Origin of the sequence: Neobacillus sp. KR4-4 (assembly GCF_042136325.1) — a bacterium.
In the GTDB taxonomy this organism is placed as follows: Bacteria; Bacillota; Bacilli; order Bacillales; family Cytobacillaceae; genus Neobacillus.
Genome location: NZ_JBHHJU010000006.1, coordinates 53,975 through 75,989 on the forward strand (window position 1 = coordinate 53,975; position 22,015 = coordinate 75,989).

Genomic DNA, 22,015 nt, shown 5'->3' on the forward strand with positions numbered 1-22,015 from the left:
AATTTTGAGCTAATCTTCCTGTGGAAACCACAAAGTAACGATCGTTCCCTTATTCAGCCTGCTTTTTACTTTAATGACTCCTTTATGCGCATCCATTAAAGCTTTGACGATTGAGAGCCCGATTCCTACTCCCCCGGTTTTACGATCACGCGATTTATCCCCGCGATAGAAACGTTCGAAGATATGCGGAATATCATCCTCAGCCATTCCCGAGCCTTCATCCTGGATGCTGAATCCGACATAGCCGTCCATTTCCGTTTTTACTGAAAGGGTGACATTTTTTCCTGCCGGTGTATACTTTAGGGCATTATTTAGGATGTTAGATAAGATTTGCATTAAGCGATCCTTGTCTGCTTCAAATAATTCAGCCTCGGCAGGTTCGATAATCTGAAGATGAACGTCCTTTTCTTTAAACAAGGGCAAGAACATCTCATATAAAGCGGCCAGTACACTGCCTGCATCTAGTTGAATTTTCTCCAGTCTCATCTGCGGATTTTCGGCTGCAAGCAGTTTTTCTAATTCATTCACCAGCCTAACTAAGCGCATCAACTCTTCATGTGTGGTCTGCAACCGCTGCGGCGTCGGCTCCCAAATCCCATCCTGAAAGGCTTCGATTTGACTTCTCAAGGTCGCAAGCGGTGTCCGGAGTTCATGAGCCAAATCACCGGTAAAATGCTTACGCAGGTTTTCTTCTTTTGCTAACGACACCGCTAGATTATTAAAGGAGATCGCAATATCCTTTACCTCGGTTGGCAATCCCGATAAGGGAATCCGAATCTCAAGATTATGATTCTGCAGTTCATTTGCCGCAAACGATAGTTTTTGTAACCCTGAGGTGAGCTTTTTTGAAAACAGCATACTAAAAATAATCGCTAGTACAATCGTCAAACAAACGGCTGCATAAATGTATAATTGAATCGTTTGGATAAACGTATTTTCATCATCAATTAAGCCCTTCGGATAGATGGCGACAAGTTTTCCAATGACCTGATTATCTACCCTCAGTGTATAGGTCTTGGAATGCCACTCTTCTCCATTAGGAGCAGGTTCGGTTAACCCGAAGCTGTTAAGCATGCCTCGGATGTTGGAAGAATCCATTTGTAGTTGACCTAACCGGTCATAAAGTTGGAAATACAGCTGCTCAGTCATAGCATGCTCGTGCAAGAGGCCAAATACCGGATCACTTGTAAAGTGGCCATTTTTTTTATAATCCTTTTCAACTTCCGTAATAATTCGATCAATCTTTTTTTCCCGATTTCGATCCAGGTAGTTGTTAAAACTCTCTTCAAATCCATATTGGATAAAAAAACTCACAATGATGATCGCAATCATCGAGATGAGCAGTAGATAAAAAAGTATCTTAGACCGGAGCGTTTGCAGCATCTAATACCCCTCCAAATTTATAACCCATACCGAAAACCGTTACGATAAAATCTGGCTGTCGTGAATCCCGTTCAATTTTCTTCCGGAGGTTTTTGATATGGGTATCGACACTGCGTTCATAGCCTTCATAATACATGCCTTCATCCTGTATTTTTTCAAGCAAATCCATCCGGCTATACACCCGGCCTGGATTTACCGCCATATTGGTTAATAGCTTGTATTCAATTGGTGTTAAAGTAATCAAATCTCCGTTTGCGGACACTTCTTTTTTCATTAAGTCGATGACCAGCCTTTTGCGATTGAATTCAAGTCGTTCCACTTTCTCTGTCTTTTTTACACGTCTTAAAATCGCTTGAACGCGGACGACGACTTCGCGCGGGCTAAACGGTTTGGTTAAGTAATCATCGGCACCCATCACAATTCCGTTAATCCGGTCATCTTCAGCTGACTTGGCCGTCAACATGAGAATAGGCACGTCTGACTCTTTCCGCACGAGACGGCAGACTTCTTCACCAGAAATGTCTGGAAGCATTAAATCTAGTATAATTAAGTCGGGGGTTACTGTTTTTACTTTTTTCAACGCATCTATTCCATTATCGGCGCTATGAATTTCATAGCCTTCTCTTACTAAATAGGCTTCAAGAACTTCTATGATTCTACGTTCATCGTCTACTAATAATATTTTCACTACTATCACTCCCCACATATTAAATATATCATTTAGCGTCTGTGATGTTTGTAACTTCACAAATTCACCACAAGTTCTTCATAACATCTTCAATTTTTCCGGGTAAGATGGGGGTGTAGTTAGGAAGAGTCGATCACTAGAAGGACTCCCAAGTTTGTAGTGATCGACTCTTTGATGAAGTACATGGTTTTAAGCCATCTTACTCATCCCAAATTCAACCTCTCTTTTTCATATATTTCGGGCGTTCCAAAGTGGGACGCCCCCTTTTTTATTTTATAAATTTGCTACAATATGAAGCTCTTCTAATGCGGTCGTTATAGTATGCTAGGAGTGTGAGGTGTTCGAATGTATGAATAAAATATCAATCAAGATTGGCGTTCTTTTTTTTCTAGCGATTTTTATATTAGAAGGCATTTCAATGGTTTTTTTGCATAATAATATCATTCATTCCCGGGTGCATGAGGCATTAACTTCACTCCAGACACGCGGAAATAATCACCGCGAAATCCTTGAGGCCTCTTTTCATAATGAAACGATCCGGCACATTGCCATGATGGAGGCGCGGACGGATACACAGGTGATTTTAACCAAACCGGATGGATCCATTTATATGTCTTCCAATCTAGTGACAGATGCTATGAAAAAGATTATGAGTACGAAGCAAAAACAAGTTCCGCACGCGGGCTTAATTTTAGAAGATGATTGGAAACATGCGGCCTATATCGCCTCAGTCAGTCCAGTCATAGTTGACCATGCGATTACCGGATATGTTTATATGTTTCAAAATACCCAAAAAATTAAAGAGTTGATTTCGGGATTAAACCAGCATTTCCTGATTGCCGGTCTGCTTTCCCTACTGTTCATGATTATTATCATTTTCACTTTAACAAGATATGTCACCCACCCGCTGATTCAAATGAGCGAAGCCACCAAACGAATCAGCAAGGGTGATTTTTCCGTGTCTTTACCGAAGATTAGCAAGGACGAAATCGGTGAACTTGGGGAATCAATTAAAGTGCTAGCAAGCGATTTAGAAATTTTAAAAAATGATCGAAATGAATTTCTCGCCAGCATCTCGCACGAACTCCGCACACCGCTGACCTATATTAAGGGATATGCAGACATTGCCCGCCGGCCAGAAACGATTCATGAGGACAGAGAGAAATATTTAAGCATTATTGTTGAGGAGACTGGCAAGCTATCGAAATTAGTGAAGGAGTTATTCCATCTCGCAAAAATGGATGAAAATTCATTTTCGATTGAAAAAGAAAAAGTTCATTTACTACCTTATTTTCAAACCATTATCGAAAAAGTTACTCCTGCACTCAAAGAAAATCATATGGACCTTGTTTTAGAATGCTCTGAAGAACTTTATCTGTTCCTTGACCCCATTCGATTTGAGCAAGTCATTTTCAATCTGGTAGATAATGCTCGAAAATATTCTGAACCGCATACCACTATTCGGGTTGAAGTTAGCAACATCAGCGGAAAAGTTTATATTAAGATTCAAGATGAAGGAAGGGGAATCCCTGAAGAGGATTTACCGAGAATTTTTGATCGCTTCTATCGCGTAGATAAATCTAGGACACGTGCTCTTGGCGGAACAGGACTGGGACTGGCGATTGTTAAACAACTAGTTGAGGCACATGGAGGCACGATAAAGGTAACGAGTAACCCGAATATCGGGACTGCATTTGAAATTTGTTTATAACAGACGAAAGACACCAGGTGCCCGGTGTCTTTCTTATTGTTTATTTATGGATCCAAACCGCACCAGCAGAGTTGTCTTTTGCCTCACCGATGACTTGGAACTTAATTGGGTACTGAGCTGGGACTTTAACACCAGCATCAGGAATAACTGTGTTGATATAAGACTTAGTTGAATCAAATTCCGTTACACCTGGAAGACCTTTGTAATCATAGATTCCACGAGTTGGAGAATCGATATACCATGCAGGTGACTTGTCTAATGAAAACGCCGCATCTGCAACCTGATATCTAACACTTTGATTAATAGATGGTTTACCAGCTAAAGTACCGATGATCGCCTCAGGATGTGAATCCACTACATTTAGGAATCCTTCACCAGGGTGAACACCAGTCCAGTTATCAGTAAACGTATCATCACCATACCAAACTACTAAACCAGTATTATATTTTACGCCGCGAGAGAATAGAAGTGACTTATCAGAACCAACATAGTTTCTCCACTCTAGGTAGTAGTAGTGAGGCTTGTTAATCCAGCCGTCAGATACTTCGAAACCGTTTAATGTTACTTTTGCTTCTCCTTCTGCATCATCAGAGAATGTCACAATGCCATCTACCGTTAATTTAAGATTATCAAGTGCGAAACCGTCTGGTGCAAGACCGCCGTCGGTTACATAATTAAATACTAGTTTTACTTTCTTGCCAGCAAACTGGCTTAAGTCTAGGGATTTATCTTCCCACTTGCCCTGAGAAGTCTCGTAACCGCCTGCTGTGTCTTGATCCCCAATAGTATCTAGTATTACACTATTGCCGTCCTCAGTAACAGCATTTACATATAGGTAATCATAGTCAGTTTCAACTTTATAAAGTTGTTTGTAATCAAATTTTGCATTAGCAGCACTAGTTAAGTCAAAGACTGGAGTCTCTAATACTGTATTAAGGTCATCACCTTTTGTACTATAGTAGTATTTTGCTCCAAATGCAGGTGCAATACCAGGAACCTTTTTCTTAGGTAAGTTTACCTTAACGATTCCAGGGTTCTTAGATTTTGTAACGCTCTGGTCGATAACCGCAGCAAGACCATTTTTATCGATATCTTCATAGTTTACTTCAGTAATATTTGCCCAATTACCACCGATTGTTTTCTGATAGAATTCTTTGACTTGTGGTGAGAAGCTTGGCGCCTCTGTTCCAGCAATATTACCATTCCAGCTTCCGCCGCTCATGATTGACCATTGAGAAACCGTATCGCCATGACCAGTATATTGAGTGTCATACTCATCTGGAGCACCTAGGTCATGACCAAATTCGTGAGCAAATACGCCGACTGCTCCATCTTCTGGCTCAATAGTGTAGTCATATGCAGCCATTTGTGTCCAAAGGCCATGGTCTGCATTATTTTGAGTACCAGCTATTGGTGTAATCCCACTTAACGTCCAGCGGTGTGACCAGATTGCGTCATCGCCTAATGCTCCGCCACCAGCTTCTTGTCCAACTCCAGCATGGAGTACCATTAAGTGGTCGACCAAGCCGTCCGGCTCGTTTTGATTGCCGTCTCCATCAAAATCGTAAAGATCAAATTTATCATAATCAGCTAAATTGATTCCCTTAGCAACAGCTGCTTTTAAGGCATCCTTTACCAGACCACGGGGACCTGGCTTTCCAGAAGCATTATCATGTCCACTACTGCTATCTGAACCGTAATCGGAAGCATTCCCTGGAACTGTCAACCAATCAGAAACAGTTCCGTTAACTGTATAGCTTCCGCCGGACTGCTCTTCATAATATTGCTTGAAGGTCTTAACTTTATCACCATTAAAAAGGGTGAAATCCTCGTCACCAAACAACATTTTTTCGTAATGCTCTTTGGTAAAATCGTCTGCATACATATAACCTGGTTCTTGCTCGATATTGTTGTGCTTAAAGTCTGCATACTCTACAAGCAATACAAGGACTTCATCTTCACGAACATCACCGTTATAACCAGCTTGTTTAGCAGAATCTACTTTCACAGCTCCCGTTGGTTTACCTTTTTTAAAGTTTTCGTGACCTTTGTCAAGCTGCTTAGCAAGCTTGTCCTTTTGCTTTGTAACAAAGTCCTTTGCTTTTTGGTCAAAAGCTTTTTGTTCTTTTGTTAAGTTTTTATCAGTTTTACCAGGCTTTTCGCCCTGTTTTTTCTTTATGTAGGCTTTTGCTGCTTTTGTAATCTCTTCTTTAGATGCATTCTTCGAAATAAGTCCTCTTTTTTGTAACGAAGCACCTAGTCGATCGATATCAACAATATTCAAATCGATTGGAGCTGTAGCAACTGTTGTTGCTGCCGATGTCGGTTTTGGTGCGACCGTGCTTCCAGCGAATGCGCCTGCGAACATGGTAGTAGCTACCATTGTACTAGCAGCGAGGCTGGATAAGACCTTTAAAGTGGTTTTCTTCTTCAAATCTTAACCCCCCTATTTTATATAGATATAGTTACATCGTTCTCTTGAAGAGTGATGCTTTGCCAGTTTATCAAATTTACTCAAAAATTGTAAATAGTCTAAATTTAATGATAAATTCATATATTAAGCACTATATTGTACCTAATAAATGTAAAAAGAGAATTTCTCATATGAACTTAAACCCAGTAAAAGAGTTATGAAATATGCCTTTTATCCTTATTTTTCATGTTGTTTAAACGTTTCCACAGAAAGCAAAAGTTTCGGCAACCGAAATTTAAGCAGATAGACCTATATTCAACTCAGCTAAAAAATGAAAAACTTATCAAAAAAAACCTTATCATCAGTTGATAAGGTTTTTTTGGTGGATAATTATTCAGCTTTTTTCTTAAATTCATCAGTTAATTCTTCAATGCTCTTCCTAACATTTCCTTTTCCAGAATAGTTTTCAATCAATTCTTTTACGTCGATTCCGCTCGAGGCTTTAAGTGATTCTTGCAGACTCGCCATTAGGTTCGTTGCATAGCCGGTAATTTTATTGGCTCCACTATTTTCACCCGATCCACCCGTATCGACGACTGTAATTTTATCAATATTGGACAGCGGGCTTGCTACTTGCTTGGCATATTCTGGAAGCATTTTGATGATCATGTCTAGAATTGCCGCTTGACCGAATTGTTCGAAAGCCTCGGCGATTTTTTCTTTCGCCTCTGCTTCAGCTAAACCTTTGAGGCGAATAATTTCTGCTTCGGTTGCCCCTTGTGCTTTTTCCGCTTCTGCTTTGGCTAAACCATCCAAACGAATTCGCTCGGCTTCTGCTTTTGCCATTGCTTCGATCCGATACTTATTAGCCTCAGCCGCGGCTATTTCCTTGGCTTTATTTGCAGCGGCCGATTGTTCGACGGAGTACCGGTCAGCATCTGCCTTTTTCTTCACTTCCGAATCATATTGCCGTTCGCGGCGTTGAATTTCTTTTTCCTCTAATTCAATTTGTTTTTGTCTTTCAATAATTTTAATTTGCATTTCTTGTTCCATAACATCTTGTTTGGACCTGGCTGTTTCCAGGTCGTATGCTTGGTCAGCACGTGCTCTGGCAATATCTTGTTCACGCCTAAACTCAGCCACTTTTAACTGATTGACCTTTTCCGCCTCGGCAATTTCTGTGGCTCGCTCTAATTCATTTCGTTTGGCTTCTTTGGCTGCCTCCGCTTTTTTAATACGGGTTTCTTTTTCTGCTTCGGCTGTGGCAATATCTGCATCTCTTTTGACTTGGGCAATCCGCGGTTTACCTAGTGAATCCAGGTACCCATTTTTATCACGGACGTCTTTAATCGTAAATGATACAATGACCAAGCCCATTTTGGCGAGATCCTGTGAGGCAACCCTTTGGACCTCTTGGGAGAATTTATCACGGTTTTTATAGATTTCTTCTACGGTCATCGAGCCAAGAATTGACCGCAGATGTCCTTCAAGAACTTCCCTTGCTTCATTCTCACGGTCTTCCTTTGGTTTTCCGAGGAACTGTTCCGCGGCTGTCGCAATTTCACTTATCGATCCGCCGATTTTAATAATCGCAACCCCATCAGCCATAACCGGTACACCTTGCTCGGTATACACCTCTGGAGTCGTTACTTCTAGTTTACTAGATAGTAAGCTAAGCGGCTTTGCCTGTTGGAAAACTGGCAAAATAAACGTACCGCCGCCGCGGATGATTTTGACTTTATTCCCAGACTCGTCAACATGGACATTTCCATTGCCAAGGAAGCTTCCTGTCACGATCAAGGCCTCATCCGGTCCTGCCGTTCTGTATTTTGTGATGAAAACGCCGATTAAGGCTAAAATAATAACCACAACAATTCCAATAATGATCCAAATAAAATTAAATTCCATCTCTTAAAACCCCCTATAAAAAGCTTTCTAGTTGATGATGAACCGTCACCTGCAGGACACCCTTTTCTACCTGCACAATCAGCACTTTTGTCCCACTCTCGATGAGATCACCATCAAAACTCGCTGCTGGCTTAGCAATTCTGCCGCTTGTACTGTCAATCATCACTTCCCCAAAACCATCAACAGGAATGGTCGTGATCACCGTCCCAACTCTGCCCCGCAAGTCTGATTCTTTATAGACAAGTGATTCCTCAGCAGACGAGAGAGGAATGAGCACAAAGACATTTAATAACGTCACAACAATGAACGCAATCACGGCAGAAATGCCTAAAATAAGTAAATAGTGAATAGATGAGAGCCTTTCAAACAGATAACCGCTTGCTGACAGAATAGTCACAAAAGCAAAGACTAAGACAGGATTTAGAAAATTGAGTCCATCGCCAGCCCCATGAAAATGAAAAACATCGGCAAACAAAACATATAAAACTGTGACTATTCCCGAGATTATTAATCCATATAAATAAATCGTTTCTAAAGGAATGCTGAATGGTTCCATGCGCATCCATCCTTCTTATTTATTTATCATTCTAATTATACGTAACACCACTCCTCATCCATATGCATCCATCCCTTCCTATGTATCTATCTTTTATACGGTTGAATAATGAAAAAGTTTCATTATTTTCTATAATTTACCTATTTTATTAAATATTTCGATGGTCTTTTCGAAAATCCTGCCAAGCTGAAAGGATCATTGTCTTACAAAATAAAAAAGTGCCATAGCATTTAGCTACAACACCTTATTGAATCATATTCAAGAACTTCCTCGTTCGTTCTTCTTTTGGATTGGTGAAGATTTCTTCTGGCTTGTTCCTCTCGACAATCACACCTTGATCCATGAAAATAACCTCATCTGCCGCTTCACGGGCAAAGCGCATTTCATGGGTGACCACAATCATTGTCATGCCTTCCCTAGCCAGGTCCTTCATAACTTTTAACACCTCACCGACAAGTTCGGGGTCAAGTGCAGAAGTAGGCTCATCAAAGAGCATCACTTCCGGTTCCATGGCAAGTGCCCGGGCAATACCCACACGTTGCTGCTGACCGCCGGAAAGCTGAGCGGGAAAATAATCCTGCTTATCACCTAGTCCAACTTTTTCAAGGAGTGCCTGGGCTTTTTTCCGAGCATCCTCTTTCCTCTCCCCTTTGACAATAATCGGCCCTTCCATAACATTTTGAAGTGCAGTCTTGTGCGGGAACAGATTATAGCTTTGAAAAACCATTCCGGTTAAGCGCCGGAACGAGGAGATTTGTTTTTTCGGGACATTTTTCGAAAAGTCCAAGCTCTGTCCCTCGATGGAAATGACTCCTTGATTCGGAGTTTCGAGTACATTTAAACAGCGTAGCATCGTGGTTTTACCTGAACCGGATGGACCGATGACAACAACCACTTTTCCTTTTTCAACGAGAAGGTCCATCCCTTTTAAGACTTCTAATTGACCAAATTGCTTATATAATCCTTTAATTGAAATCATCGTATAACTCCCTCATTAAGACGTATACCGGTCCATTCTCTTTTCCAAGGATCCTTGCAAGATCGAAAGGAAAAAGCAAATAACCCAATAAATTAGCGCTGCTTCTACATATACCAATAAAAATTCATAGGTAGTTGAAGCAATTTCTTGAGCCCGGCGAAACATCTCTGTTACAAGGACAACTGATGCAAGTGAAGTGTCTTTTACAAGACTAATAAAAGAATTCGATAATGGCGGTATAGATACTCTTGTTGCCTGCGGCAGGATGATTCTTTTCAATGCCTGGTTGTAGGTCATTCCAATTGAATAAGCGGCTTCCCATTGTCCCTTAGGAATGGAGATAATTGCAGCCCGAATAATTTCTGAAGCATAGGCCCCAACACTTAGGGAAAAACCAATGACTGCGGATATAAATGGATCCAAGGTAACTCCTATATTAGGAAGTCCATAGAAAATTATGAATAACTGAACAAGTAATGGTGTTCCGCGAATGGCTGAAACATATACCCTGGCAATTCCTTGAAATAGTTTTACGTGAGAAATTCGGGCAAGCGCGGTGAGCACAGCCAAAATAATCCCAATTATAAATGAAATGATGGTTAATGGAATGGTATTCATAACAGCACCCTCCAGCAGCGGCTGGAGGGAAGTCTTTGCAATCTCAATTAACCTGTCCATTCTTTCTGGGTCAGCAAAAATACTATTTAAGTACATCTTCACCAAACCATTTCTCAGAGATTTTTTTGTAGGTGCCATCGTCAATTATTTCTTTTAGCGCCTTGTTTACTTCATCTACGAGTGTGTCGCTCTTCTTTCTAAACATGAACCCACTGGAAGAAGAATCATTAGCAGTTGCCACAACCTTAATTGGCGCATCAGGCTTCTGTTTTTTGTAATCTAAAAATGAAAGCTTATCATTAATCGTCACATCGACACGTTTTTGGGCAAGAAGTTCAACTGCTTGTTGGAAACCATCCACTCCAACTATTTTCGCTCCATATTTCTTTGCCATGTCTGCGTAATTACTTGTCAATGATTGAGCTGCATTTAGACCTTTAATATCTTCAAAGGCTTTGACTTTATCGTTATCTTTATGGACAATCAGGACACCTGCGGATGTAATATATGGATCAGAGAAATCATACTTCTCTTGACGGTCCGGACGAATCCCAACTTCGTTAGCAATCATATCAAAACGTTTGGCATCTAATCCTGCAAACATCGCATCCCACTGTGTTTCTTTAAATTCAGGTTTCACCCCAATACGTTTAGCTACCTCTTTCGCAAGGTCCACGTCAAATCCAGTTAGATTGCCGCTAGTGTCATGGAAAGTGAATGGTGGATATGTACCTTCTGTACCTATTAATAATGTTCCCTCATCTTTTACCTTTTTCAATAAATCTTTATCTGCCTTTTCAGCAGTCTTGTTGTCAGCTTTGTTTTTATCTTTATCGGCATTATCCTTGCCGCAAGCTGACAGGACAAACATAAAACTTAATAATAATGCAAAGATGATGGTAAGTTTTTTCACTGATGTAGCCCCCTAATTTGATTGTTCTTATCGAAATTATCATTATTTTACCCCTAATTTACAAAATAAAACCTATCAGAGGCGTTCTGATAGGTTAAATAAAATATTATGCTGATAAAGCTTTTTTGCGTTCGACCATTACTTCCTTTTTCCTTCTCAACAGTGGACCATAAAAGAGGATACCGCTCGCTAGTAAAATCATTCCGTAAGTGAAGGTTTTAATATCTGCCGTTCCAGCGATAATCACCCATACAGAATAAATAGTGGAAAGCAGGGCAATCAGACCGTCTGTAATTCTCGAACGATTTTTGCCATTATAGGTCTCCCCGGTTACAACTAATTTCAATTGATAGACGGAGGAGATAAAGTAAGGTACCAAGTATGCTAACGTTGCAATAACAATGACAAATCCAAAGGCGTCAGAAATGGATTTTGAAACCGTTGAAAAGATAAACAGTTGACCTAAACCATTCGAGACAATCATAGAAAATAATGGCAGACCTTTTTTGTTTTCTTTTTTAAATGCCGGAATGAATAATCCCTGCTTCGCCGCTTGATAAGGGACTTCCGCACTTAGCATTAACCAGCCAATCGTCGAACCAAACAAGCTAATTAACCCAATCCCGGCTAAAACTTTCCCGGCAATTGGTCCTAAAACTGATGAAATGGCATCAATGAGCGGCTTATCTGAATGGATAAGCGTGTTTTGATCTAACATTCCCATCACTAAAGTGCTGATACCGATGTAAATTCCAAGAGCGATAAATAAGCCCAGGATTGTCGCACGTTTCACATCCATTTGTTTTTTCGCACGAGATGCAAACACAACGGCAGATTCCACACCAATAAATGCCCACAAGGTATTAACTGCAGCATTCTTTATTTGGCTCATCATTCCAATCGTGTGGCCGGCCTCATCCATTCTAACGGCCATAAATGGAAGGATATTGCTTTTTTGAAAGGCAAATAAGCCGACAAGAATGAAAATAAAGAATCCGGCAACCTTCGCTGCAGTTGCTATAAAATTCAACTTTCCCGCACTTTCCATTCCTCGCAGGATGATGAAGTGAGTTCCCCATAGCAGCAGGGAACAGACAAGAAAAGTTAATCCATTACCGACCTTAAGTGTAAATCCGCCAATCGTAAACCAGTCTGCTTGGCTTGTTAAAATAGGGAAAAAGGTTGATAAATAACCCGCAAAGGTGGTAATCATGGCAACATTCCCAGCTAGATTACCTATCCAGTATCCCCAAGATGACATAAAACCTGATAAAGTGGAAGCATGTGATCCTGCTTTAAATAGTTCCTTCGCATAAATTTGTGGACCGCCTGTTATATTTGGTTTTCTGATCGCAAGGTTACCAAATACAAGAGCGGTCATTAATACACCAAGTCCTGTTACAAGCCATGCTGAGATGACACCAGCAGGACTAGCTGCTTCAGAAAGCGAGCTTGGCAGCATAAATATCCCTGACCCGACCATGTTTCCGACAACAAGAGCGGTTAATACCCAAAATCCTAATTTATTAGCGTTCCCCATGGTGTAATCCCTCTCTTTACTCCGTGTGATTTATTTTAAAATAATGATCTTTTAGTGTTTTGTTGAATAAATATTAATTTGCTTTATAAATATAGAACCCGGACAGGATTGTGTCAATGGAAATTTTATTCTAATAAAGTATTAGAGTGGTGAATTAGTCAGACATCCAATAAATTTTTCGAATATAAAAAGAGACTGCTCATGTAGCAGTCTCCTGTCTGTAGATTATTTCCACCACTCATCGAACATCGTTGTTGGCAGTTGGCGTTTATGTTCTGTCATTAGGTAGCGTTTTTCTATTTTATCAGCAACCTCTTTTGAAACGGACTTCCCTTCCAAATAGTCATCAAGTTCATCGTAGGTAATCCCTAATTCTGTTTCGTCGGCCTGACCAGGCTTTTGATCCAGAAGGTCCGCCGTAGGTGTTTTTAAATATAAGCGTTCGTCTGCACCTAGTTCTTTTAATAGGACTTTCCCCTGCCGCTTTGATAATCCGCTCAGCGGAAGAATATCTGCCCCGCCATCACCGTACTTCGTATAGAAACCTGTTACTGCTTCCGCTGCATGGTCTGTGCCAATCACCAGCAGACCTTCCATGCCGCCGACTGCATATTGAGCAATCATTCTCATCCTCGCCTTGACATTTCCCTTTTGATAATCACTTAACGGTGCCCCTTGATAGCTGGCATCATATTCTTTTTGGACTTCATCTACTGCTGATTTAATGTTAAAGACTGTCTCCCGATCGGCGCGAATAAAAGCTAACGACCGTTTAGCGTCTTCCTCATCCTGCTGGACGCCATATGGCAGACGGACAGCGATAAACAAAGCTTCTGTCCCTTCATTCCGAAGCTCCTCCACCGCTAGTTGGGCGAGTCGCCCGGCCAGAGATGAATCCTGCCCCCCGCTTATTCCCAGTACATACCCTTTGGCCTTCGTCTTTAACAGGTAATTTTTTAAGAAATCAATCCGTTTTCTAATTTCCTCTTGGGGTTGAATCGTCGGACTCACATTTAAATCCTTCATAATCTGTGCTTGTAAACTCATTACTGTACCTCCTGACAAACAATCTATATATTAACTAATGTACCACAAATGTTTAGATTTCACTAAAACGGTGAGAAAATAGTAAAATGGGTAAATTAACAAGGACATTTCAGGAGGGATTAGGATGGAAGCAAAAACATGTAATGAGACTCGGGTGGTAAGAACGAGCAGGATTTTTCCTAATGATGTAAATAACCATAATACTTTGTTTGGCGGGAAGTTAATCAGCGATATCGATATGATCGCCTCCATTTCTGCGGTCAGACATTCAAGAGCGGAGTGTGTCACGGCTTCAATTGATTCGGTCGACTTTCTTAGTCCGATTACACCAAAGGATTCTGTATGCATTGAAACGTATGTTTCTTCGACAGGAACCTCCTCGATGGAGATTTTCGTTAAAGTAATCGCGGAGAATCTCATATCAGGCGAGAGAAAAATTGCAGCCACCGCTTTTTTAACCTTTGTCGCATTAGATGACAACGGAAAGCCAACAAAGGTGCCAGGTATCATCCCCGAAACGGAAGAAGAAAAAAAGCTGTTTGAAACAGGAAAAGAAAGAGCAGCCAAGCGGAAAGAACACAGAACGAGCAGCAAAGACCTCGCAAGCGTACTAACAGTACATAAACCATGGGAATAAGAAAAGCGGAAGCGTCTTGATCAGGGGCTAGACAATAAGAAAAACGCAAGCGCAGAAAAGGTTCGCGAAATTCGCGAACCTTCTTATAATTTCTGGAGATCCCTTCGACTTGGTGCATGCGGCGGCAGTTGGGCCCAACCTCGATCAACCATAAGATCAAAACCTTTAGCCGAATAAACCATAATTTCCAGAATGTACTTTTGATAATAGGAAGCCAAATCTGATCTCATTGACAATGACAATGCATGCCCAATAAGGGTAACGTCTATAGCGTTCAATGAATGGAAAAGTGTGACCACAAGTTTATCTGAAAAAGGAGAAACTGTAGAATCCGTCACTTCCATACTTGTTGACACATTCCCAAGCAGCTCCTCTCTCAAAAGAATATCGTTGAAGGTTTTGATTTGCTTTTCAGATATTTTCTTACCTTCCTCAATATAATGATGAATCTCCTTGTCTGATACCACCTGAAGTAATCCCGTACATAGGAGGATTGAAAAATAATTCCGTTCGGTATTAAAATGAATTTCTGTAATTTCAGCCACGTTTAACGGTCTTTTTTTCCCGAATCCACTTAAATAAGACAGTTTTTCAATGTATTTCACATCTTTCGGATAGGGGATCATCGGCGGACGGTCATAGGTGCCTTTCGAAAGCATAAGATTAGTGGATTCCTGGTATAACAAGGAAGTTTGCTGGACCATCGTAACAAAGAAATCCCTCACATCTTTTCTAGCTACATTTGCCGTAATAAAACCGGTGTTAATCATACTCATGCGGCTCATCATATAAATAAAACTGAGGCCAAACATATCATAAAATAATGGCGGGGCAGATAAATTAAGATCCTTTTCAGAAAATCCATCAGGAATTGGTATGCCTTCCTTATTTAAAATGGTCGTAATCTTCTGAATATGGCCCTCCGATATTTCATATGCCTGTTGGAGAATTTTTTTAATCTCTTCATCTTGATTGTGATGAAGAAAATAGATAATCAAACAAACTGACATATTCTCCTGAATATACGTAGCCCATAATCCCCCGATTTCCGCACTAGTTAAGCGTATATTGTGTTCCACCCTTAGTTCCCCCCCTAATTATCCTTACAGAATAGAATTCCACTTAAAAACAGCTTTATTCGTTCTGTTAAGACCGAAGAAGGTCTAATTATGATTTATCTACGGTGGGGGTATTCTCTAATTGGCGGTCGATCCACTTCGTTCCTTCCAAGTCATCACTTCATCTTCCTCATCAATCTCAATCGTCACATCAACGACGCCTTTTTCTGCCATGATTTTTTCTTCTAATCGATCTTTGATATCATCTGCCGCAGCCACTGTTAATTTTGGATCGACTTCGATTTCTAATTCAACATGCAGATCCTCACCCTCTTTAATGACGGTGATTCCTTGAATATCCTTAACATCAGGATCCTCCATCACAAGTGTGCCAATTTTGTTTTCCATTTCTTCATCTGCTTGACCAAGGACCCCTGCCGCATTATCCAAAAAGACCCTGCCAACCACAAAGAACATCATTGCGCCTATCAGCATAGAGGCAAGCCCTTCAATTTGGTGGAATGGCGAATAATGAGAAATGACGACCGCTATAATCGCTAATAAACCACCCATGGTTGCAACTAGGTCTTCCATAAAAACCAGTTTTGTTGCAGGTTTAGCTTTTCCTAAATTGGCTAAGCTTTTTGTAAACACTTGAAGTCCAGTTGCCTCAACCTCAATATCATGTAAAATCTCTTTCATTGCTTTAAATAAAACAAAGGTCTCTAGCAGGGTTGCAACAGCTAAAACGACCAGGTTAATGACAAAACCGCTGGACTCTGTCGGATGAACGACATGGTGGTACCCTTCTTTAATGGTTTCAAATGCCATAATTCCGACGATTAATACGGCACCCAAAAGAACAAGGTTGACTAAACGGCCAAAGCCATTGGGATATTTTTCGGTCGGAGCCTTCTTACTTAAGGCAGAGCCGACAAACACGAAAAACTGGTTTGCAGCATCACCAAGGCTGTGCATCGTTTCTGCAAACATCGCCACATTGCCTGTAAACATAAAGGCGATCCCTTTAATAATGGAAATAATCGTATTAATGATTGCTGCCAATAAGGCGGATTTATTGCCGCGTTTTAGTAATTGTAGAAGTTCGCTCATTATATCCTCTTTTCCTAAATAAAGTTTGATTTTCTTAATATTTTCAAAAATAACCTATTTCATTATAACTAACTTTTTACAACAAGGAATAATCAGGGCCCTATTTTTCAATAGGGCCCTCAATAATTACAGATTCCTCAGTACCAAAAATAAGCGGTTGTTTCTGGTTTCTTGTTCTTCTTTGGTAGCTAAATCGTACTTTTTAAGCAAATGAAATACCTCATTTAATAGGTCCTGTGTATGTTCTTTTTCAAAGAATTGATTAAATAATGGCTTCATCTCTTCCGGAAGAAAGGACGCTTGTGATTCATACTTACTTTTTACATCTTCCTGGCTATGGTTAAGTTTACATTCGCTCATGTGATTTCCCCCTTATCCTTCATACCTCTAGTATAAACAAAAAAAGCCCATACCATGGGCTTTTTTATTTAACCTTTTTACTCTCAGTTACTTCTAATACATCCAATAGGAAAACAAAGACGGGAATCCCAACGATCAAGCCCCACACACCAAAAAAGTGCTCGGAGAAGATCAATACAAGGAATGTATAGAAAACCGGTAGATTTGTTTTTGAACTCATTAAATTTGGATTTAAAATATAGGCCTCGATGCCATGAATAATCATTATTGCAATGCCCACGTAAAGAACAGTGGCCATACCGCCGATACTATAGGCAATGATTGTAAGTGGAATCAATGAAATAATGACACCTGCAACGGGGATCAGACCCAAAACAAAAATCATGATGGATAATCCGCCAAGCTGTGGGAAATCCAATATCCATAAGGAGATGGTGGTTAAAATACAGTTCACAACAGCTATGATTAGTTGGGCTTCAATTACTTTACCAAATGTACCCACAAACTTTCGAGCAAAAAATTCCACTTCAGTGTAAATAGATGCAACTTTACTAGTTCTAAATTTCTTCGTAAATTCAATCAAACGCGGTTTTTCTAATAAGAAGAACAAACTCATTAACAGAGCTAATAAAATTTGTAAACCAATTTTACTAATATCCGTAAAGTACTTAAATACAAAGGTAACTCCTTGCTCTAAGTAACTTGAGATTTTAATTTCTTCCATTCGACTGACAATATAATTCAGGACCAAGTTATCGTGCTTTGCTGTATAAAAAGCAGTCAACTGCTTGATTAATGCGGTGATTTCACCTGCAATCATAGGCAGGTACATGACCAAACCATAAGAAAGCAAACCAACAATACTTGCATACGAAATAACAACAATCAACTTTCGGTTAATCGGTATTTTTCCTTCTATGAAATACACTAACCGATCCATCAAAAAGGTAAAAATGAACGTAAGCAAGATTAAGTTGATCATTGACTTCATGGCATAAATTAAGATGGCAATTAAGACAAAAATAGATATTCTCTTGAACCCTGTACTCTGAAGTAATTTATTGATCATAGGCTATTATCGATCCCCATTATATTCGCTATATTTACATAAGAATTTTATTACAATAAATTGATTATACCAAATCTACAGATAGATTGTCTGTTTTAAAATTGGACTGGCTCAGTTGATTTTTCAATGGGTTTTCCCTCATACCCATGTTCCTTTAAATAGTCTAGAAGCTTTGGCAAATGGGCTAGTGTTTCCTTTCGCTCATGTAAAAGGATGACAAGTGGTCCATTATGATGTTTCATCTGTTCAATTTGATCAATAACACTATTTACATAGCGTTTATCCTTATAATACCAATCCTTACTATCAATATTCCAATCCCACATTATATACCCCTTTTCCTTCACAGCCTGTTTATACTCGTCTGTCATCTTTGGGGCACTGCCATAAGGAGTTCTCATGATATAAGAATTGACACCTGATACCTTCTTTAAGGTGTGACGGTTTTGGTTTAGTTCACTCAGCACGGTTTCTTTAGATTTATAAAATTCCTTTTGACTGTGAGAGACACTATGTAGTCCAATCGTTTCGCCTGATTCAACCATTAATTTGACTGATTCAGGATATCTCTTAATATTCCCATCAATCATAAAGAATGTAGCTTTAAATTGATACTTCTCGAGTTGTTTGATGATTTGTCCGGAAAAGGGTGCAGGACCATCATCAAAGGTTAAATAAACTATTTTCTTTCCACTGTTTCTTAGTTGTGTAAGGTTTGCTTTATCTGGAGCTGCATTTGATTTCTTTGACGGTGGTTGAGAAGAAGTTTTATCTTTTGTGGTGGGTTGTGCCTCCGTATCAGGAGTACGATTATTGGGCACCTTACTAATCTCACGTTCTTGCTCGTTTCTCTGATGTAATGCTTCTTCTTGTTGTTTTTGCATTCGCTCTTTTTCCGACTTTAAGTCCTTCGTATTTCGTACAATTGTTTCTGGGCTTACACTTTTTTTCACAGGCAGATTAGTATCCTTATTTTTTTGAAGATTATTAGATTCTTTGCTCGCTGCTTTTGCTTGAAAATAATTACTAACGAAGATCCCCGCAAATAAAAAAGTAACAACAACGACGGCAATTATCGTTCCCTTCGACCAATTGCTTCTCAGATTCCCCATTGATCAATCCCTCTTCGATGTTTTTTATATTTACTACCTCCATTATAGACGATGTTTTGACCAAAGTGTTACCAAACTATGAAAATATTACAATTTCATTTACAAGATAATATTCTTATATTTGTAAACTAGAGTTCAGTTATTTTGTTTCAAAACACCTTCCACATTTTGGTGCCTGACACCCATTGACAATGATTCTCATTATCTTTAATATAAAGGTACAGAGATTAAATTGGAGGGGGATTCAACATGTTTAACATGCTATATGGGTTGAAGGATATTCACACGGTTATTTCTAATCAACGGAAAATCGGCGGTGCGGCTGAAGCTGATTCGATTCGGTTATCATCGGGTGAAACCTATCTAAACCCCGTGTTTACGAATGTTGATCTCTCAAAAGGTCATTATGTATCTGTTGGTTTTATTGACCAAGATGGCGCGAATGTGATTACACATGTTGATCAGATTGCTGTAATCAAAGGCTTGCAGCACAAATTAATTTGCCAGCTGAATAATACTTATATTAAACAGTATTTGCTGCATGATACATTGAAGTATTTACAGAAGCTATGTGAAGTGAATAACGGTTTTGTTACTACCTCTTTCAAAAAAGAAGCGTTGAAACTTGTGCGTGACATTAGTGTGAAAGAATTAAAAAACCACAATATCTCGCTTCCATTCCCAGTTGAAGATAAATTAGTGCAATTATATGCTTAATAAAAACGAGGTCTCACTTCAACAGTGGACCTCGTTTTTTTGTCTATAGGATGACCGCTTGGCAGGCTAATCGATAGCCGTTGCTTACTTCAGGGCCAAGTTTTTTATGCTCTTGTTCATTCGGTTTGGACAAGCCTGGACCTTGAAGAACTTGCACCGTACATTGTCCGCAGGTTCCTTTTTGGCATTTATATTTGATGGCCTTGCCCTGTTTTAGAGCAGCATCAAGTAATTTTCCCTTTTCCGGGGCGATTTCAAATTTATTCGACCCTTGAACCACGATTATTTTTTCTAGATTCGTTTTGCTTTCACCGGATTGTCTCGTAGTTTCTCCTTTTTCAACATGAGTCCGAGTAGGAGGTTTCATAACAGGCACAATTTTTCCAGGAATGAGCGAGCCTACTGTAAAAACTCGATGGTTCACTGGATTAATCCTCGATTGCTTCTAGTGTGCAAATAGCCCCAGGCCGCTTAATCCTTAATACCGCTGTTTCATATACACGGAACGGGTGGTTCATCCCTTCCACGCCCAAGTAGGCTGTATCAAAATCTTCGGAAACTGCGAGGTCTAAGTTGTTTCGTCCAGTGTTAAGGATGACACCTGTTCTCCCTTTCAAAACGGGCGATTGGAACACCCCATCAGTCACTAACTCTCGGATATGTTCAATTTCTAACACATTGGTGTCTTTATGGACTCGATGGATTAGGGAGTAGAGTTCCGGTGATAGGACAAGCGCAAACGGACCATGATGATTCATTTCGAGCAGTTTATTTCTAGCATCGACTATATCATGAAAAGCTGCTCCGGATTCATACCATTCCCCAATTAAGTGCGTCAGCCTGCCTTGGACATTCATTAATCCCGGGATATCAAACTCTCTTGCCCCATGAAAAATCATCTGATCCTCCAGATTAGCTACATCTCGGGCAGCATTGGCAGCTGATGAAAAATCAATCGGAATATCGAGTGTCTTCGTCTGTTCGATATCACGCCAATAGAGGACGAAATCCTTATAAAGTAAAGGAATCGTGTGATTTACTCGTTTGCTGGATTCGACAATCGTCTCGAAGGAGCCTTGAAAATCCATTTTTGCTTCCATATTTTCAAAAAAGATATCATTTGGGATACTCTGTATGCCTCGTCCAAGCGGACCATATAGTTCAATAAAGCGCCGGCCGACTAACTGTCTGCGTGCTGATTCAATGACAGTTTGATCTAATTGGCTGAACTCTACTTCATTTAACGGTGAATCCGGATATAAGTGCAATTTGCTCATTTGTTTTTCCTCTCTTGTTCAAGTGGTTATTTTTTCGAATAGGTTTGGTAAGTGGAGTCTGATGATTTCGCCAAGTTGGATTGTTATTCCGCCGCTTTCAGCTTGGATTTCGCGAAGTCTGGGAATGATATCGCCAAACCTAAAAGGGATTTCGCCAAATTCACCATTTATTTCGCCAAACACCAAAATTCGTACTAAATTCTTATTTAAAAAATACTTAAATTAAGCTCCCCACCGTAAACCCCTTTTTATATTTTGCTGGGGACACAACTGGGCTTGCTGTAGATTTGTTACCTGACCGGTCTAAGTGATCATGGTCGTGATCATGATGGGCATGCGGGTCGACGTAGTCATTATCAAACCTTTTATTGATGTCGATCAACATCGCTTTAACTTGCTGATAATCCTGATAGGATACCTCCCGTAATTGGTGCAGCATGGTGCTTCGTTCTTCGTCAGTAAAGCGAAATAGCGCTAAATCCAGGTGCTCCACAAAATTATGTAATCCGAATTTTTCAAGATTTAGCTCTTGAAGAAGCCGATTAAACTCATTATTAGTCGGCGCAAAATCCTTGTCTTCCTTTTCGTTTTCAAACTTACTAATAAGTGGAATGAGCTCAACTAAACGAGAAAGCCTCTGCTCCTCTTCTTCAAAAATATGATGATAATAAAGCCGTTCATGGTCATCGGTAGCATTCTGAATAACCGGGTCCAGCATATTCATAAATTTTTCAATCGCATCTTTGGTAGTTGTAAAAATATGATAAAAAATCTTTAATTCCTCTTTCATCGTAAGCACCCCTAGTTCCTTAACTACTGTCATTATTGACGCGAACAGAAGCTTTTAATACCTAATTATTCGGAATTAATTTATGAATTGTAACAATTCCCTCACCGTTTATTGACAGTATTTACG

At 39.9% G+C, this 22,015-nt stretch carries 21 protein-coding genes; 3 read left to right on the forward strand and 18 right to left on the reverse strand.

Annotated features, from left to right (window positions below; genetic code table 11):
• Positions 1 to 9: 9 nt before the first annotated feature.
• Positions 10 to 1,383 (reverse strand): ATP-binding protein, encoded by a 1,374-nt coding sequence (locus ACE198_RS08385; RefSeq protein ID WP_375375207.1) that lies wholly within the window; start codon positions 1,381 to 1,383, stop codon positions 10 to 12.
• Positions 1,361 to 2,089, reverse strand: a complete 729-nt coding sequence (locus tag ACE198_RS08390) for a response regulator transcription factor (protein ID WP_375375301.1) — start codon at positions 2,087 to 2,089, stop codon at positions 1,361 to 1,363. Before ACE198_RS08390 ends, ACE198_RS08385 begins: the two co-directional genes overlap by 23 nt.
• Before the next feature lie 331 nt (positions 2,090 to 2,420).
• Here ACE198_RS08390 and ACE198_RS08395 point away from each other — a divergent pair, with 331 nt between their 5' ends.
• Positions 2,421 to 3,782, forward strand: a complete 1,362-nt coding sequence (locus tag ACE198_RS08395) for a sensor histidine kinase (RefSeq protein ID WP_375375208.1) — start codon at positions 2,421 to 2,423, stop codon at positions 3,780 to 3,782.
• A 40-nt stretch (positions 3,783 to 3,822) separates the two neighbouring features.
• Here the strand turns inward: ACE198_RS08395 and ACE198_RS08400 are convergent, their stop codons facing one another.
• The 8 genes from ACE198_RS08400 to nadE form a co-directional block, all read right to left on the reverse strand.
• Positions 3,823 to 6,165 (reverse strand): immune inhibitor A domain-containing protein, encoded by a 2,343-nt coding sequence (locus ACE198_RS08400; RefSeq protein WP_375375302.1) that lies wholly within the window; start codon positions 6,163 to 6,165, stop codon positions 3,823 to 3,825.
• 420 nt (positions 6,166 to 6,585) lie between these two features.
• On the reverse strand, positions 6,586 to 8,103 hold the full coding sequence (locus tag ACE198_RS08405; RefSeq protein WP_375375209.1) for a flotillin lipid rafts scaffold protein FloT: 1,518 nt from the start codon (positions 8,101 to 8,103) through the stop codon (positions 6,586 to 6,588).
• Positions 8,104 to 8,116: 13 nt separating this feature from the next.
• Positions 8,117 to 8,659 (reverse strand): NfeD family protein, encoded by a 543-nt coding sequence (locus ACE198_RS08410; protein WP_375375210.1) that lies wholly within the window; start codon positions 8,657 to 8,659, stop codon positions 8,117 to 8,119.
• A gap of 244 nt (positions 8,660 to 8,903) precedes the next feature.
• Positions 8,904 to 9,638: an amino acid ABC transporter ATP-binding protein gene (locus tag ACE198_RS08415; protein ID WP_375375211.1), complete on the reverse strand. Its 735-nt coding sequence runs from the start codon at positions 9,636 to 9,638 to the stop codon at positions 8,904 to 8,906.
• A gap of 15 nt (positions 9,639 to 9,653) precedes the next feature.
• Complete coding sequence (locus ACE198_RS08420; protein ID WP_375375303.1) at positions 9,654 to 10,352, reverse strand: amino acid ABC transporter permease; 699 nt, start codon at positions 10,350 to 10,352, stop codon at positions 9,654 to 9,656.
• A complete protein-coding gene (locus ACE198_RS08425) occupies positions 10,339 to 11,169 on the reverse strand; it encodes an amino acid ABC transporter substrate-binding protein (protein ID WP_375375212.1) in 831 nt (276 codons plus the stop codon). Before ACE198_RS08425 ends, ACE198_RS08420 begins: the two co-directional genes overlap by 14 nt.
• A 106-nt stretch (positions 11,170 to 11,275) precedes the next feature.
• Positions 11,276 to 12,709 carry an amino acid permease gene (locus ACE198_RS08430; RefSeq protein ID WP_375375213.1) on the reverse strand — a complete coding sequence of 478 codons (1,434 nt, stop codon included), beginning with the start codon at positions 12,707 to 12,709 and terminating at the stop codon, positions 11,276 to 11,278.
• Positions 12,710 to 12,934: 225 nt separating this feature from the next.
• The gene (nadE, locus tag ACE198_RS08435) at positions 12,935 to 13,756 is read right to left on the reverse strand and encodes an ammonia-dependent NAD(+) synthetase (protein WP_375375214.1); all 822 of its coding nucleotides are present in this window, start codon (positions 13,754 to 13,756) and stop codon (positions 12,935 to 12,937) included.
• A gap of 124 nt (positions 13,757 to 13,880) precedes the next feature.
• Between nadE and ACE198_RS08440 the strand changes: the two genes are divergently transcribed.
• Positions 13,881 to 14,393, forward strand: coding sequence for an acyl-CoA thioesterase (locus tag ACE198_RS08440; RefSeq protein WP_375375215.1), 513 nt, complete (start codon positions 13,881 to 13,883; stop codon positions 14,391 to 14,393).
• A gap of 83 nt (positions 14,394 to 14,476) precedes the next feature.
• On the opposite strand, the gene ACE198_RS08445 is transcribed toward ACE198_RS08440, so the two are convergent.
• The 5 genes from ACE198_RS08445 to ACE198_RS08465 form a co-directional block, all read right to left on the reverse strand.
• Positions 14,477 to 15,472, reverse strand: a complete 996-nt coding sequence (locus tag ACE198_RS08445) for a DUF3231 family protein (protein WP_375375216.1) — start codon at positions 15,470 to 15,472, stop codon at positions 14,477 to 14,479.
• A 117-nt stretch (positions 15,473 to 15,589) separates the two neighbouring features.
• Positions 15,590 to 16,564 carry a cation diffusion facilitator family transporter gene (locus tag ACE198_RS08450; RefSeq protein WP_375375217.1) on the reverse strand — a complete coding sequence of 325 codons (975 nt, stop codon included), beginning with the start codon at positions 16,562 to 16,564 and terminating at the stop codon, positions 15,590 to 15,592.
• A gap of 126 nt (positions 16,565 to 16,690) precedes the next feature.
• On the reverse strand, positions 16,691 to 16,924 hold the full coding sequence (locus ACE198_RS08455) for a group-specific protein (protein ID WP_251458047.1): 234 nt from the start codon (positions 16,922 to 16,924) through the stop codon (positions 16,691 to 16,693).
• Positions 16,925 to 16,988: 64 nt separating this feature from the next.
• Positions 16,989 to 17,993, reverse strand: coding sequence for an AI-2E family transporter (locus tag ACE198_RS08460; protein ID WP_098572342.1), 1,005 nt, complete (start codon positions 17,991 to 17,993; stop codon positions 16,989 to 16,991).
• 95 nt (positions 17,994 to 18,088) lie between these two features.
• Positions 18,089 to 19,105 (reverse strand): polysaccharide deacetylase family protein, encoded by a 1,017-nt coding sequence (locus tag ACE198_RS08465; protein ID WP_375375218.1) that lies wholly within the window; start codon positions 19,103 to 19,105, stop codon positions 18,089 to 18,091.
• A 249-nt stretch (positions 19,106 to 19,354) separates the two neighbouring features.
• Between ACE198_RS08465 and ACE198_RS08470 the strand changes: the two genes are divergently transcribed.
• Positions 19,355 to 19,822 (forward strand): hypothetical protein, encoded by a 468-nt coding sequence (locus tag ACE198_RS08470; protein WP_026567818.1) that lies wholly within the window; start codon positions 19,355 to 19,357, stop codon positions 19,820 to 19,822.
• Between the two features lie 43 nt (positions 19,823 to 19,865).
• Here ACE198_RS08470 and ACE198_RS08475 read toward each other — a convergent pair whose 3' ends face one another.
• The 3 genes from ACE198_RS08475 to ACE198_RS08485 form a co-directional block, all read right to left on the reverse strand.
• Positions 19,866 to 20,246 carry a 2Fe-2S iron-sulfur cluster-binding protein gene (locus ACE198_RS08475; protein WP_375375219.1) on the reverse strand — a complete coding sequence of 127 codons (381 nt, stop codon included), beginning with the start codon at positions 20,244 to 20,246 and terminating at the stop codon, positions 19,866 to 19,868.
• 4 nt (positions 20,247 to 20,250) lie between these two features.
• Complete coding sequence (locus ACE198_RS08480) at positions 20,251 to 21,099, reverse strand: family 1 encapsulin nanocompartment shell protein (RefSeq protein ID WP_098572340.1); 849 nt, start codon at positions 21,097 to 21,099, stop codon at positions 20,251 to 20,253.
• Positions 21,100 to 21,316: 217 nt separating this feature from the next.
• Entirely contained in the window at positions 21,317 to 21,889 is a 573-nt protein-coding gene (locus ACE198_RS08485) for an IMEF encapsulin system ferritin-like cargo protein (RefSeq protein ID WP_375375220.1), read from the reverse strand.
• Positions 21,890 to 22,015 lie beyond the last annotated feature (126 nt).